Source organism: Pseudomonas fluorescens (assembly GCF_002837185.1).
GTDB classification, from domain to species: Bacteria; Pseudomonadota; Gammaproteobacteria; order Pseudomonadales; family Pseudomonadaceae; genus Aquipseudomonas; species Aquipseudomonas fluorescens_AM.
The window spans coordinates 146,592-160,877 of the sequence record NZ_KZ477995.1 but is presented as its reverse complement, the minus strand read 5'-3'; the positions used below and the strand labels follow the sequence as shown (position 1 = coordinate 160,877).

The 14,286-nt window shown below is 60.9% G+C and carries 15 protein-coding genes; 10 read left to right on the top strand and 5 right to left on the bottom strand.

Features of this window, described 5'->3' with window-relative positions:
• The first annotated feature begins 86 nt into the window (after positions 1–86).
• From CIB54_RS13125 to CIB54_RS13110, 4 genes are all read left to right on the top strand, one after another.
• Positions 87–1,238 carry a glycerophosphodiester phosphodiesterase family protein gene (locus CIB54_RS13125; protein WP_101219980.1) on the top strand — a complete coding sequence of 384 codons (1,152 nt, stop codon included), beginning with the start codon at positions 87–89 and terminating at the stop codon, positions 1,236–1,238.
• A 91-nt stretch (positions 1,239–1,329) separates the two neighbouring features.
• Positions 1,330–1,638, top strand: a complete 309-nt coding sequence (locus tag CIB54_RS13120) for a PepSY domain-containing protein (protein WP_101219979.1) — start codon at positions 1,330–1,332, stop codon at positions 1,636–1,638.
• 148 nt (positions 1,639–1,786) lie between these two features.
• Positions 1,787–2,815, top strand: a complete 1,029-nt coding sequence (locus tag CIB54_RS13115; protein WP_065949425.1) for a transporter — start codon at positions 1,787–1,789, stop codon at positions 2,813–2,815.
• Between the two features lie 96 nt (positions 2,816–2,911).
• The gene (locus tag CIB54_RS13110) at positions 2,912–4,516 is read left to right on the top strand and encodes an inorganic phosphate transporter (protein ID WP_065949424.1); all 1,605 of its coding nucleotides are present in this window, start codon (positions 2,912–2,914) and stop codon (positions 4,514–4,516) included.
• A gap of 160 nt (positions 4,517–4,676) precedes the next feature.
• On the opposite strand, the gene CIB54_RS13100 is transcribed toward CIB54_RS13110, so the two are convergent.
• Complete coding sequence (locus CIB54_RS13100) at positions 4,677–5,573, bottom strand: LysR family transcriptional regulator (protein ID WP_101219978.1); 897 nt, start codon at positions 5,571–5,573, stop codon at positions 4,677–4,679.
• Positions 5,574–5,678: 105 nt separating this feature from the next.
• Here CIB54_RS13100 and CIB54_RS13095 point away from each other — a divergent pair, with 105 nt between their 5' ends.
• Positions 5,679–6,440 (top strand): SDR family NAD(P)-dependent oxidoreductase, encoded by a 762-nt coding sequence (locus CIB54_RS13095; RefSeq protein ID WP_101219977.1) that lies wholly within the window; start codon positions 5,679–5,681, stop codon positions 6,438–6,440.
• 11 nt (positions 6,441–6,451) lie between these two features.
• Here CIB54_RS13095 and CIB54_RS13090 read toward each other — a convergent pair whose 3' ends face one another.
• On the bottom strand, positions 6,452–6,889 hold the full coding sequence (locus tag CIB54_RS13090) for a multidrug/biocide efflux PACE transporter (RefSeq protein ID WP_065949422.1): 438 nt from the start codon (positions 6,887–6,889) through the stop codon (positions 6,452–6,454).
• Between the two features lie 88 nt (positions 6,890–6,977).
• Here CIB54_RS13090 and CIB54_RS13085 point away from each other — a divergent pair, with 88 nt between their 5' ends.
• Together CIB54_RS13085 and CIB54_RS13080 are read left to right on the top strand one after the other, a co-directional pair.
• The gene (locus CIB54_RS13085) at positions 6,978–7,832 is read left to right on the top strand and encodes a LysR family transcriptional regulator (protein WP_101219976.1); all 855 of its coding nucleotides are present in this window, start codon (positions 6,978–6,980) and stop codon (positions 7,830–7,832) included.
• Between the two features lie 93 nt (positions 7,833–7,925).
• On the top strand, positions 7,926–8,423 hold the full coding sequence (locus CIB54_RS13080) for a GNAT family N-acetyltransferase (RefSeq protein WP_101219993.1): 498 nt from the start codon (positions 7,926–7,928) through the stop codon (positions 8,421–8,423).
• 8 nt (positions 8,424–8,431) lie between these two features.
• Here the strand turns inward: CIB54_RS13080 and CIB54_RS13075 are convergent, their stop codons facing one another.
• Complete coding sequence (locus tag CIB54_RS13075) at positions 8,432–8,914, bottom strand: GyrI-like domain-containing protein (protein WP_065949420.1); 483 nt, start codon at positions 8,912–8,914, stop codon at positions 8,432–8,434.
• A 195-nt stretch (positions 8,915–9,109) separates the two neighbouring features.
• Here CIB54_RS13075 and alaC point away from each other — a divergent pair, with 195 nt between their 5' ends.
• A complete protein-coding gene (alaC, locus tag CIB54_RS13070; protein ID WP_101219975.1) occupies positions 9,110–10,327 on the top strand; it encodes an alanine transaminase in 1,218 nt (405 codons plus the stop codon).
• Positions 10,328–10,448: 121 nt separating this feature from the next.
• Here the strand turns inward: alaC and CIB54_RS13065 are convergent, their stop codons facing one another.
• Positions 10,449–11,801, bottom strand: a complete 1,353-nt coding sequence (locus CIB54_RS13065) for a GntP family permease (RefSeq protein ID WP_065887726.1) — start codon at positions 11,799–11,801, stop codon at positions 10,449–10,451.
• Positions 11,802–11,883: 82 nt separating this feature from the next.
• Positions 11,884–12,417 (bottom strand): gluconokinase, encoded by a 534-nt coding sequence (locus CIB54_RS13060; protein WP_101219974.1) that lies wholly within the window; start codon positions 12,415–12,417, stop codon positions 11,884–11,886.
• Between the two features lie 212 nt (positions 12,418–12,629).
• Between CIB54_RS13060 and CIB54_RS13055 the strand changes: the two genes are divergently transcribed.
• Entirely contained in the window at positions 12,630–13,661 is a 1,032-nt protein-coding gene (locus CIB54_RS13055; RefSeq protein WP_175413236.1) for an HTH-type transcriptional regulator GntR, read from the top strand.
• Between the two features lie 312 nt (positions 13,662–13,973).
• Positions 13,974–14,213, top strand: coding sequence for a DUF6124 family protein (locus CIB54_RS13050; RefSeq protein WP_101219973.1), 240 nt, complete (start codon positions 13,974–13,976; stop codon positions 14,211–14,213).
• Positions 14,214–14,286: the final 73 nt, after the last annotated feature.

Below are 14,286 nucleotides of genomic sequence, written 5' to 3'. Positions count from 1 at the left end.
AATGTCGGTTTGGTGATAGCGCCTTTCGCAATCAATTGTTAAAAAGGACACCTTCTCAAAGCTACCTCCACGAAAGGACTTCGCATATGCCTGTCACGTTAACCAACGGCCCGGTGCGCACCACGATAGGGAGTGCCGTGCTGCTGGCGCTGATGCTCGGCCTTGCTCCCGCACAGGCTGCCGACCCGATCAGCCCGGCTGAACTGGCAACAAACGAAGGCATCCCCTACCCTGCCGTGATCGCCCACCGCGGCGCGTCCTATGACGCCCCCGAGTCCACCGCCGCCGCTTACAAGGTCGCGCGCGACCTGGGCGCCGACTACCTGGAACTGGACCTGCAGCGCAGCAAGGACGGCGTATTGTTCGCCCTGCACGACAACAACCTGCAACGCACCACCGACGTGGCGACCAAGTTCCCCGAGCGTAAAGACGCGCCAGCCAACGAATTCACCTGGAAAGAACTGCAAAGCCTGGACGCCGGCAGCTGGTTCAACGCCGCCTACCCGGACCGTGCACGCCCAGGTTTCGTCGGCCTGAAAATCCAGAGCCTGGATGACATCATCAAGATCGCCGAAGGCAATCCGCAACATAAGCCCGGCCTGTACATCGAGACCAAGGAGCCCAAGCAATTCCCGGGCATCGAGGCCGACCTGAAAAACAAGTTGCTGGACAAGGGCTGGTTGAGCTCTGCCGGCTCCAAGCTGGGCAAGAGCAACACCGGTGTCGGCCAGGGCAAGGGCCGTGTGGTGCTGCAAACCTTCGAGGTGGCCAGCCTGAAAGAACTGCAGAAAGAAATGCCCAACACGCCGAAGATCCTGCTGTTGTGGGTCGGTGAAGGCAGCATTGAACCCAAATCCAAAGTGACCTTCGCCGAGTCCGGTGAAGCGACCAAAGCTGCCTATTACGCCAAGCAGGAACCGAAAGACGCGGCCGAGTTCGAAAAATGGGTCGACCAGGCCAAAAGCCTCGGCGCCATCGGCACCGGCCCGTCGGCTGAACTGACCGACCATGGCGACCAGAGCTACACCGACCTGGTCAAGCCTGAGATGAACAAGCTGACCCACGACAAGGGCCTGTTGGTGCATGTGTACACCGTGGATGAGCCGGTTGATTTCGACAAAGTGATGAAGGCCGGTGTCGATGGCATCTTCACCAACCGGGCGGCCGAACTGTTGAAGTTCTACAAGCGCTGGCCGTCGTCCAGCGTGCAGGACCTGCTGAGCGATCATAAATACTGAGGCGTTGGTGTCAGTGAGCCATTAAGGATGAGTTAAGTTGCGCCGGTTAATCTGGCGCCACTTAAACAGCTCAACCAGAAGGACACACACCATGAAAACCTTGACCGCTCTGTTCGCCGCCACCGCCCTGACGCTGACTGCCGGCCTGGCCCAGGCGGATGTTCGTCCGGATCAGATTGAAGGCCTGCTCAAGTCCGGTGCCGTGATGCCATTCGAAAAACTCAACGCTGCGGCCGTCGCCAAACATGCTGGCGCAACGATCAACGACACCGAGTTGGACCACAACAACAGCGGCGTACTCGTTTATGAAGTTGACCTGACCGACACCGCCGGCAAGAAATACGAAGTCAAGCTCGACGCCAAAACCGGCGCTGTGCTGGAAGACAAACTCGATACCTGAGTTCAATCCCAAAAAAACGCGCCACCTTCGGGTGGCGCGTTTTTTATGGGCGCGCGCCGTGCTGTCACATAATCGTCATCACGCCTTGCAATGATTCGAGCATGCGAACCTGTGAAATATCCTACAGGCGCTTTCTGTGCGAGCCCCCATGAACCACAGCATTGACCACGCCCATCAGGATCCCGACCTGTTTGGCCTGCTTTACGGTTTCCGCTTTCTCCCCGGCGAAAAAGGCCAGCAGATTGACTCCGCTGCCGCGCTGCAGTGGCTGCAACAACCCGGCGACCCGCAGGCATTTCTCTGGCTGCACCTGAACCTGGCGCATGCCGCCTGTGAGCGCTGGATGCAAGCGCACCTGGAACTGCCCGAGGAGTTTTTCGAAGCGCTGCACGAGGGCTCGCGCTCCACGCGCATCGAGCATGTCGATTCGGCCCTGCTGGCGGTGGTCAACGACGTGGTATTCAATTTCAGCAGCATGGTTTCGTCGGATATATCCACGTTGTGGGTGTGTGCGCGCAGTCGCTTGCTGATCAGTGCGCGCCTGCAACCGCTGCACTCGGTGGATAAGTTGCGCTCGTCGGTGAAGGCCGGTGAACGTTTTCGCTCGCCGCTGGAGTTGCTGGTGCATTTGCTGCGCGACCAGGGCGAAGTGCTGACGCAGATCGTGCGCAAGACCAGCCTCAGCGTCGATCATATCGAAGACCAGTTGCTGTCCTCGCGCCTGTCCACCAACCGCGCCGAACTCGGTGCCGCGCGCCGCGTGCTGGTGCGTTTGCAACGCCTGCTGGCACTGGAACCGGGCTCGCTGTTGCGCCTGCTCAACCGGCCGCCGCACTGGCTGCAAAAGGAAGACGTGAAGGAGCTGCGCAAATCCACTGAAGAGTTCGCGCTGATCATCAACGACCTGACGGCCCTGGGCGAGCGCATCAAGCTGTTGCAGGAAGAGATCGCCGCCAACCTCAACGAGCAAAGCAACCGCACGCTGTTCACCCTCACGGTGGTGACAGTGCTGGCGCTGCCGATCAACATCATCGCCGGCTTTTTCGGCATGAATGTGGGTGGGGTGCCGCTGTCACAGGACCCGGAAGGCTTTTGGATATTGGTCGCGCTGGTGGCGACCTTCACCCTGATTGCCGGGCGCTGGGCATTCAGAAAGCGTAAGGATTTAATGAACTGACAGGCACTCCCCACCTAAACACTGACCTGTCGCAGCATCTCTGTAACAATTTGCAATGATCATGAACGCCATCCTCCTCACACTGGATGCTCCGGCATGGCCACCCCTTCCCTGACTGCCTCACCCTCTGCCCCAACACCGCGCCTGGACACCAAGCCCGGCCTGGTCACGGTGATCATGTTCTTCGCCGTGCTCGCCATGGGACTGCTGTTCACCGCCTACAGCCTGATGCATGACATGCACGAAATGGGCGCTCAGCTCACCACCTGGACCCCATTCCTGCTGCTCGGCGTGGCGCTGCTGATCGCCCTGGGCTTTGAGTTCGTCAATGGCTTTCACGACACCGCCAATGCGGTGGCCACGGTGATCTATACCAACTCGCTGCCGCCGCATTTTGCGGTGGTGTGGTCGGGCTTTTTCAATTTTCTCGGCGTGCTGCTATCCAGCGGCGCGGTGGCGTTCGGCATCATCGCCCTGCTGCCGGTGGAGCTGATCCTGCAGGTGGGCTCATCGGCCGGCTTCGCGATGATTTTCGCCCTGCTGATCGCCGCGATCCTGTGGAACCTCGGCACCTGGTGGCTGGGTTTGCCGGCGTCGTCGTCCCACACACTGATCGGCTCGATCATTGGCGTCGGCGTGGCGAATGCGTTGATGCATGGTCGCGATGGCACCAGTGGAGTGGATTGGAGCCAGGCGGCCAAGATCGGTTACGCGCTGCTGTTGTCGCCGCTGATCGGCTTTGCGTTTGCCGCCTTGCTGTTGCTGGCGCTGCGCGCCTTTGTGAAGAATCGCTCGCTGTACAAAGCGCCCAAGGGCGACACCCCGCCGCCGTGGTGGATTCGCGGCATGCTGATCGTCACCTGCACCGGTGTGTCGTTCGCCCACGGCTCCAACGATGGGCAAAAAGGCATGGGCCTGATCATGCTGATCCTGGTGGGCACCCTGCCGATGGCCTACGCCCTGAACCGCACCATGCCCGCCGACCAGTCGCTGCAATTCGCGGCGGTCGCCGAAGTTACCCAGGCTGCGTTGGTAAAAACAACACCGCAGCCGGCACCCGCCGATTCCCGTGCAACCTTGTCGACCTATGTGCGCACCCAGCAGGCCACGCCGGAACTGGTGCCCGCGCTCGCCGCCATCACCGGGCACATCGGCGCCGAAGTCAAAGGCTATGGCTCCCTGGCCGCAGTACCGGCTGAAGCGGTGGGCAACGTGCGTAACGACATGTACCTGACCAGCGAAACCATCCGCCTGATGGACAAGGGCAAAGTCGGCGATTTCGACGCCGACACCCAGGGCAAACTGCAGCTGTTCAAGCAACAGATCGACAGCGCCACGCGCTTTATCCCGCTGTGGGTCAAGATCGCAGTGGCCATCGCCCTGGGGCTCGGCACCATGGTCGGCTGGAAGCGCATCGTGGTGACGGTGGGCGAGAAGATCGGCAAGACCCACCTGACGTACGCCCAGGGCGCCTCGGCCGAGACCGTGGCGATGCTGACCATTGGCGCGGCGGACATGTTCGGTCTGCCGGTATCGACCACTCATGTGTTGTCATCGGGTGTGGCCGGGACCATGGTGGCCAACGGTGGCGGCTTGCAGATGCGCACCATCCGCAATTTGTTGATGGCCTGGGTCTTGACGTTGCCGGCGGCGATTGTGTTGTCGGGCAGCCTTTACTGGCTGTTCACCCAACTGTTCTGACCCTCCCTCAATCGAATGTAGGAGCGAGCTTGCTCGCGAAAAACGTCAACGATAACGCGTGCTTTCTGAATGAGCGCGGTGCCTGTGAGTTTTTCGCGAGCAAGAGCTAGGCGCCCCCCTCGCTCCTGCAAAAAGCGTTATTAGTGGTTGGCGGCGCAAGTCAAAGATGGGCTTGCAGGGTGGCGGCCAACCATTCCATGAACACCCGCACGCGCAACGGCAAATGCCGCTGGCCGGCGTAGAGCAACGACACGTCCAGCGGCGGCGCCGGGTAATCAGCCAGCACCGCGACCAATTCACCACTGGCCAGCAAGTCGCGAATGCCGAGCCGTGGCACTTGAATAATGCCAAAGCCGCCCAGGCACGCCGCCTGGTACGCATCGGTGCTGTTGACGGTCACCCGCCCGGCCATCGGCAACCGCTGCACCTTGTTGCCTTGCAGGTACTCGAACCCCGTTGACCGTGCGCCCAGCGGCCGTACGTAATGCACCAGCCGATGATGTTGCAGGTCAGCCAGGGTGTGCGGAATGCCGTAGCGCTGCACATACCCTGCGCTCACACAGTTGACCATCGCCATGCTGCACACCCGCCGCGCCACCACGCTCTGGTCGGGCTGGGCCCCCACGCGCACCACGCAATCGAAGCCTTCGGCGATCAGGTCCACCTGGCGGTCCGAGCTGCCGATTTGCATCTCGATCAGGGGGTGGCGTTCCATGAACGGGGGCAGGTTGGGCACGATCAGCGTGCGCGCTATCACGTTGGGCATGTCCACCCGTATGCGCCCGGCCAACTGGGTTTCGTCCTGTCGAAACAGGCCCTCCAGTTCCTCCATGTGCGCCAGCAAATCCTTGCTGCGCTCATACAACACCTGGCCGTCCTGGGTGGCCTGCACCTTGCGCGTGGTGCGTTGCAACAGGCGTGCACCGAGCAGTTCTTCCAGGGCGCGTACCTGTTCGGACACGGTGGAGCGCGGCAGGCCGAGGCTTTCACCGGCCTGGGTAAAGCTCGACAGTTCGGTCACGCGCACAAAAGTGCGCAGCAGCTCAAGTTTATTCATGGGATTGTTCGCCATGTCCGACCAGTGATTCCGGTACAGCGTTGTTTATCACGTTATGGGCGGACAAATACACTCAGTCCCACCATCACTCAAGAGGACTGCACCATGACCCCACGTAAAATCGCACTGATCACCGGCGCCAGCCGCGGCTTGGGCAAAAGCGCTGCACTGCACCTAGCCGCCCAGGGCGTCGATATCCTCGGCACTTACCACAGCAAGGCCGATGAGGCGCAGGCGTTAGTGGCGCAAATCGAACAACTGGGCGGCCGTGCGGCGATGGTGCAACTGGATGTCAGCCAGAGCGCAACGTTCGAAGGTTTCGCCGATCAAGTGACTGACGCGCTCAAGGATGTGTTCGCACAGGATCACTTTGATTTTCTGGTCAACAACGCCGGTATCGGCATTCACGCAAGCTTTGCCGAAACCACCGAAGCCCAGTTCGACCAACTGGTCGCTATCCAATTCAAAGGGCCCTTTTTTCTGACACAGAAGCTGTTGCCGTTGATTCGCGACGGTGGTCGCATTCTCAATGTGTCCAGCGGCCTGGCGCGCTTCAGCCTGCCGGGCTACGCGGCCTACGCGGCGATGAAAGGCGCGATGGAAGTGCTGACCCGCTACCAGGCCAAGGAGCTCGGCGCGCGTGGCATCAGCGTAAATATCCTCGCCCCTGGCGCGATTGAAACCGACTTCGGCGGCGGTGCGGTACGCGACAACGCCAACCTCAATGCCATGGTCGCCAACAACACCGCCCTGGGCCGCGCCGGTCTGCCCGACGACATTGGCGGGGCCATCGCGCTGCTGCTGGCCGATGGCGGCCAATGGATCACCGGCCAGCGGATTGAGGCCTCGGGCGGCATGTTTCTGTAAGCGGCTGACGGCTACAGGGCGATGGGTGTTTTGCGGGTGACTCGTTCCCGAATCACGTCATACGCCCAGTGGTACACATAGGTGTACGGCAGGAAGAACAGCAGCACGCCGATGTCGAGCATGAACGCCTGCAGCAGGCTGATATTCAGCCATCCGGCTACCAACGGCACCACCACAATAATCAACCCGCCCTCGAACAGCAGCGCATGCACTATGCGGGTCCGGCCGTTGTTGCTCAGTTGCAGACGCGCCTTGAGGCGGTCGAACAGGCTGTTGAAGAGGATGTTCCACGTCAGCGCGATCAGGCTGATCGCCAGGGCGACCATGCCCATCTCCAGCGCAGGCTTGTCCATGATCCACGCCAGCAACGGCGTGCACATCAACAACGCCAGCGCTTCGAAACCGATGGCCTGGCAAACACGTTCAGTAATCGACTTGGTAGGGTTCATGACCCGGCTCCTTGAGTGACGATGGTTGCCATGATCACGCGTGGAGCCGATACTTCATAACCAATAACCATCGATCAAGGCGATAGTCATGGCCTCCCATGAAGTGCTCCAGGCGTTTGTCCAGGCCGCCACCCAGGGTTCGTTTTCCGCCGCCGCACGCAAGTTGGGCAAGAGCCAGTCGACCATCAGCGCAGCGGTGGCAAGCCTGGAAATCGATCTGGATGTGATGTTGTTCGATCGCAGCAGCCGCAAGCCGGCGCTGACCCCCGCCGGCCAGGTGCTGTTGCAGCGTGCCGAACAGGTGCTGGAGGCCAGCAGCCGACTGGAACTGGCGGCCAGTCAATTGGCCCAGGGGCTGGAGCCGAAGCTGAGTATCGCCATGTCCGATACCTACCAGTCCGACCGTTTCGAAGTCGCCCTCAGCGCCTTTGAACAACGCTACCCGGACCTTGAGTTGGAATGCCTGATCGCCGAGTGCGAAGACCTGATCGCCCTGGTGCAAAGCGGCCGGGCGCACATCGCGTTTATCGAGCAGCAGGAGGTTTATCCCCCTGACCTCAGTTGCTCGCCGGTTGAAGAACGCACCGAAATCGCCTTGTTCGTCTCGCCCAAACACCCGCTGGCGAGCCTGCCCAGTCTTGATCCGCACACCCTGCAACAGCATCGGGAGCTGCGCCTGGCAAGCATCATCAACCCTGACGAAAACCGTGGCGCCCAACGCGTGTGGTCGGCGCCGAGCTACCTGATGCTGATGGAGATGGCGCAACTGGGCTTTGGCTGGGCCCCCATACCGCGCTGGTTGGTGGAGCGCTTCGGCGGCAACCAGTTGGTCGAGCTCAAGGTGCGCGGTTGGCCGCGCTCGGTGGCGGTGGACGCGATGTGGTCGCGGCAGCAACCGCCGGGCCCGGCGGGGAGTTGGTTGCTGGCGAAGATGCTTGAGTAAGCAATCAAGACCGACGTATGCAAGAGGCAAAAGCGCCGTAAGCGAATGAGGTAGAATTCCCGCCCCTTCGTAGGATTTCAGGATATGCCGCTCATGCAAACCCGCCTCGCCCCCTACGAAATGCTGAACGTTGTGCAAAAACAGCAACTGGACGGCCTGACCGTGCATCCCGAGCAACTGGCTTACTCCGGTGATATCTACTGCGCGCTGAACAGCCTGCTGGTCAATCCCAACCCCGACAGCATCAAAGGCTTCGCCCTCCTCGCCGGCGACGTGCCGGTCGCCTTCCTGCTGCTCAAACGCCCACCGTGCCTGCCCCATTGGGCCCACGAGGACAGCGCCACATTGCACGCATTGCAGGTAGACAGGCGCCAGCAAGGGCACGGCTTCGGCAAGGCCTGTCTGCAGGCACTGCCCGAAGCCGCGCTACAGGCGTGGCCGCAGATCAAGGCGCTGGAATTGTCGGTGGATGCGGACAATGAGGCGGCGATGAGGCTGTATCTGGCGGCAGGTTGGGTGGACAGCGGTGAGGCGTACAAAGGGCGGATCGGGTATGAGCGCAGATTGAGTCTGCCGCTCATACGCCACTGACATCCGCTTCAGCCCTTCTCGCCCACCGGTAGCCAAATCTCCACCGTCCCGGTGCCCTTCCTTCCATCAAAATCCGCACTGTAGCGCTCGAAATCCGCCCCCATCACCTTGTAGCCCGAGTGCGGCAGCCACTCGAACATGATGCGCTCGTAGGTTTGCTCAAGCGCTTGCACCGGCCCGTGATGAGGGAAGACGGCATAGTTCAGTGGTGGAATTTCAATGCTCTGGAAATTGCTCGGCACATCGCTTTTGCTCGGGACTTCAACACCGGCCATGTAGTCGAATTCGCCATGCCTGGGATTATGGCAAACCCCATACGTCACGCCGCCGACGCGCTTCTTGATGTCCTTGACGCAGTCATCGAACAATTCCCATAGCCGTGGAATATCCCCCACGGTGGCCTTCGAATAACGCCCTTGGACGCCTGCGATCACCAGGGCCTTGCCGGCTTCCATGCGTGGCTCCAACGGTTGTCTTGTCTGCTGATCCATACGAACAGTCTCCTTCTTATGAGGGAACAAACCCGTAACGAGTATAGGGGCATATCCGCGCGGTACTCCATGTAGAAATTTTTCCAGCGCATCTGGACAACTTGCCATCATCGACCGTATTGTCTGCCCCGCAGGCCACCGCAGTGGCCGACGTCGCTCGGACGGTTCCGGGCGCTTACGTACTTCGAGGCCACAATGGCAAACCCAGGTTCGCCGCGCCGCTTTGCGCGCATAGATCGACTCCCCCCCTATGTTTTCAATATCACTGCCGAGCTGAAGATGGCTGCGCGTCGGCGCGGCGAAGACATCATCGACTTGAGCATGGGTAACCCCGACGGCGCCACGCCACCGCACATCGTGGAGAAAATGGTCACCGTCGCCCAGCGCGAGGACACCCACGGCTACTCCACCTCCAAAGGCATTCCGCGCCTGCGCCGCGCTATTTCGCGCTGGTACAAGGACCGTTATGAAGTGGACATCGACCCCGAAACCGAGGCCATCGTCACCATCGGTTCCAAGGAAGGCCTGGCGCACTTGATGCTGGCCACCCTGGACCAGGGCGACACGGTTCTGGTGCCGAACCCGAGCTATCCAATTCACATCTACGGTGCCGTGATTGCCGGCGCCCAGGTGCGGTCGGTACCGCTGGTGCCCGGCGTGGACTTCTTCGACGAACTGGAACGGGCGATTCGCGGCTCGATCCCCAAGCCAAAGATGATGATCCTCGGCTTTCCCTCCAACCCCACTGCGCAGTGCGTGGAGCTGGATTTCTTCGAACGCGTGATCGCGCTGGCCAAGCAATACGATGTGCTGGTGGTGCACGACCTGGCCTACGCCGACATCGTCTATGACGGCTGGAAAGCGCCGTCGATCATGCAGGTGCCCGGCGCCAAGGACATCGCGGTGGAGTTTTTCACCCTGTCCAAGAGCTACAACATGGCCGGCTGGCGCATCGGCTTCATGGTGGGCAACCCGGAACTGGTCAACGCCCTGGCGCGCATCAAGAGCTACCACGACTACGGCACCTTCACCCCGTTGCAGGTGGCGGCGATTGCTGCGCTGGAAGGCGATCAACAGTGCGTCAAAGACATCGCCGAGCAGTATCGCCAGCGCCGTAACGTGTTGGTCAAAGGCCTGCATGAGCTGGGCTGGAAGGTGGAAAATCCGAAGGCGTCGATGTACGTCTGGGCCAAGATTCCCGAGCAGTATGCCGCCATGGGCTCGCTGGAGTTTGCCAAGAAACTGCTGCTGGAGGCCAAGGTGTGTGTATCGCCGGGGATCGGCTTTGGCGAGTATGGCGATGATCATGTGCGCTTTGCGCTGATCGAGAACCAGGACCGGATTCGCCAGGCGGTGCGCGGGATTCGGGGGATGTTCAGGGCCGATGGTCTAGCACCGAAAGCCAGCGTCTGACTCGGTCAAAATGTGGGAGGGGGCTTGCCCCCGATAGCGGTGTATCAGTCACCAAATACAGTGACTGACACTCTGCTATCGGGGGCAAGCCCCCTCCCACATTTGTCTTGCGGTGTGTCTGTCAGACCACCAACGACAGCAGCATGATGAAGATCAACGCCACCACCGACAGAATGGTCTCCATCGCCGTCCACGTCTTGAACGTCTCGGCCACGGTCATATTGAAGTACTGCTTGACCAGCCAGAACCCCGCATCGTTGACGTGAGACAGAATCAACGACCCCGCCCCCGTCGCCAGCACCAGCAGTTCACGGTTAACCCCGGGGATCATCCCCACCACCGGCACCACGATGCCCGCGCCGGTAATGGTCGCCACGGTGGCGGAACCTGTGGCCACGCGAATCACCGCCGCCACCAGCCACGCCAGCAGGATCGGGTTGATCTGTGCGTTCACCGCCATGTGGCCGATCACGTCACCCACACCGCTGGTCACCAGCATCTGCTTGAAGCCGCCACCGGCACCGATGATCAGGATGATCGCGGCGGTCGGCGCAAGGCTGGCGTCGAGCAGTTTGAGGATCTGCTTGGAATGGATGCCCTGGCGATGGCCGAAGGTGTACAGCGACAGCAGCAACGCCAGCAGCAGCGCGGTGATCGGGTGACCGATCATGTCCATCCAGTTGCGCACCACGTTGCCTTCGGCAAAGGCGATGTCGGCAAAGGTTTTGAGCAGCATCAGGAACACTGGCAGCAGCACGGTGACCAGAGTAATGGCGAAGCTGGGCAGCGCCTTGTTATCGGTCTCGCGGGCCAGTTGGTCGACCAGTTCCTGGGACGGGTTGCCCGGGATGTACTTGGCGATGAAGGTACCGAAGATCGGGCCGGCAATGATGGCGGTCGGCAAGGCGACGATCAGGCCGTACAGAATGGTCTTGCCGATGTCCGCGCCAAACACGCCGATGGCCAGCAGCGGGCCCGGGTGCGGTGGTACCAGGCCGTGTACGGCCGACAGGCCGGCGAGCAACGGAATGCCGATCTTGATCAGCGACACGCCGGTACGCCGCGCCACGATGAACACCAGCGGGATCAGCAGCACAAAGCCGATCTCGAAGAACAGCGGGATGCCCACCAGGAACGCGGCGAACATCATGGCCCACTGGACCTTTTCCTTGCCGAAGGCGCGGATCAGGGTCTGGGCGATCTGATCGGCACCGCCGGACTCGGCCATCATCTTGCCGAGCATGGTCCCCAGCGCGAGGATGATGCCGACAAAGCCGAGCACGCCGCCGAAGCCGTCCTGGAACGCCTTGATGATCTTCTCCACGGGCATGCCCGAGGTCAGGCCGAGAAAGCCCGCCGCGATGATCAGTGCGATGAACGGGTGCACCTTGAACTTGGTGATCAAAACGATCAAGCCGATGATAGTGACGACTGCATCCAGCAGCAGGTATGACTCGTGGGACATGCCAAACATGGGGGTCTCTCCTGTTTGTTGTTGTTATTAAAGCGGGTGTTGAACTTCCTGCCGGGGATAGCGCTATCTTTCCGGCAAAAAATCAATGAGTGGGTTCAAAGCCGTGCTCGCGCCACCAGGCATTGGTCTGCTCGGCCAATTGCTCGACGCTGTCTTCGCTGGCGTTGAGGGCCAGGGTCAGCGGCTCGCCCTTGGGCGACTCGAGGGTGGCGAACTGGCTGTCGATCAGGCTAGCCGGCATGAAATGGCCGGGGCGATGGGACACGCGGTCGGCGGCCACTTCACGGGTCAGCTCCAGGAATACAAAGCCCAGGCCCGGCGCGGCTTCGCGCAGGTGGTCACGGTATTTCCTTTTCAGGGCCGAACAGGTGAGCACCGGATGTTCACCGGCCTTGAGCGAGCGGCGCAATTCATCGCAGAGGATGTCGAGCCAGCCGGCACGGTCGTCGTCGTTGAGGGGGTGGCCGGCGCTCATCTTTTCAATGTTCGCGGCGGGGTGAAAGCTGTCGCCTTCAATGGCGGTGGCACCGTTCAGACGGCACAGGGCCTCGCTGACGCTGGTTTTGCCACAGCCGGCAACACCCATGATGACCAGGGCGGTAACAGGTTGACTCATAAACACCTCAGGACGCAGATAGCGCTACCTTTGCACAGCATAAGGCTAGTGCAAAAACAGGCTTTTCCCGCGCCGTCTTGTCTTTTTTTATGGAGTGACGCGTGCATCCGCTCCAATCATTTGAACGGGATCAGGCAACCCAACGTTCAAGCATTTGCAGCCGTTTGGAGACAGCGCTACCTTAGTGCCTCGATTTTTGTTTGGCAAGCCGCCTGATGACCTCCAAGAACGATAAAAATACCCGCACGACCGGTCGCCCTACATTGAATGAAGTTGCCCGTCTGGCCGGCGTCAGCCCGATTACCGCCTCCCGCGCCCTGCGTGGCATCAGCACGGTCGCCACCGAACTGGTGGAGAAAGTGCAGCAGGCCGCCGCCGAACTCAGCTACGTGGTCAACCCCGCCGCCCGCGCCCTGGCGTCGGCCCAAAGCCATTCGGTGGTGGTATTGGTGCCGTCATTGTCCAACCTGCTGTTTATCGAAACCCTCGAAGCCATCCACCAGGTGCTGCGGCCCAAGGGCTTTGAAGTGCTGATCGGCAACTTCCACTATTGCCGCGACGAAGAAGAAAACCTGCTGCGCAACTACATGGCTTACCAGCCTCGGGGCTTGCTGCTGACCGGGTTCGACCGCACCGAAAGCGCGCGACGGATGGTCGAGACCAGTAATGTGCCCTGCGTGTACATGATGGACCTGGACCCCAACGCCGGCGTCAACTGCGTGGGCTTTTCGCAACTGGCCGCGGGTGAAACGGCGGCGGCGCATCTGCTCGCGCGCGGGCGCAAGCGCCTGGCCTATATCGGCGCGCAATTGGACCAGCGCACCTTGCTGCGTGGCGAAGGCTTCCGCCGCGCTTTGCAGCAAGCGGGCCTGTACGACCCGGCGCTGGAATTGCTGACGCCCCGCCCTTCTTCCGTGGGCCTGGGTGGCGAACTGTTCCTGCAATTGCTGGCGACGCATCCGGACGTGGATGCCATTTTCTTCGGCAACGACGACCTGGCCCAGGGCGCCTTGCTGGAAGCCCTGCGCCACGGCATCAAAGTGCCGGAGCGCGTGGCCGTGCTGGGTTTCAACGACCTGCCCGCCTCGTCGTTCATGGTGCCGCGCCTGAGCAGCATCAGCACACCACGCGAAGCCATTGGCCGGCGTGCGGCGGAGCATTTGCTGACGATCATGGCGGGTAACAGGATCGCCAAGCCGGTGGTGGATATGGGGTTTGAGTTGCAGGTGCGGGAGAGTACGTAGGACAGCTGTAGGAAGTGGCTGACATTACGGCAAGCGCCTTGCTCCGTTACCTACGCTTACGTCAGAATCCGCCGGCTTGTGTGCCTGGGTGGCGGTCTTTAAGGTTTGCCGGTCACTGAATGTCTCGGTGATCGGGTTTAGTAGCCTGAGTTTGGTCACTCCAAGTGCATAAGTCTGCCCGCGTTAATGGCGGCTGTGCGTAGGGCACTTTCGAGTGCGCCGGCTTTGAGTGTCCACCGGTCTACTAACCTGCGTACAGTTGCCACCCTCGTTTAGTAGCGATACGGCGGCAGCCCATTCCAGGATGCTCTCATGATCAAAAAAATCGATACGCCGCCAACCACCCTCTTCACCCTCGTCCCCGATGTTTCCACCGAAACCCTGCTGATCAACAGCTACGAAACCGTATGCTCCGTCAGTACCTTGCTGCTCGACCTGTCCGACGACCTCACCGGCAAGCAGCGCGATATAGCACTCGCCATTCATCAATTGAGCGAGCTGAGCGTCTTGCTGGTGGGCAAAGCCATGGACCAGCACACACCACGCGCTTAAGTCCCTACTCGATCAAAATGTGGGAGGGGGCTTGCCCCCGATAGCGGTGGGTCAGTCAACTTATCTGTGGCAG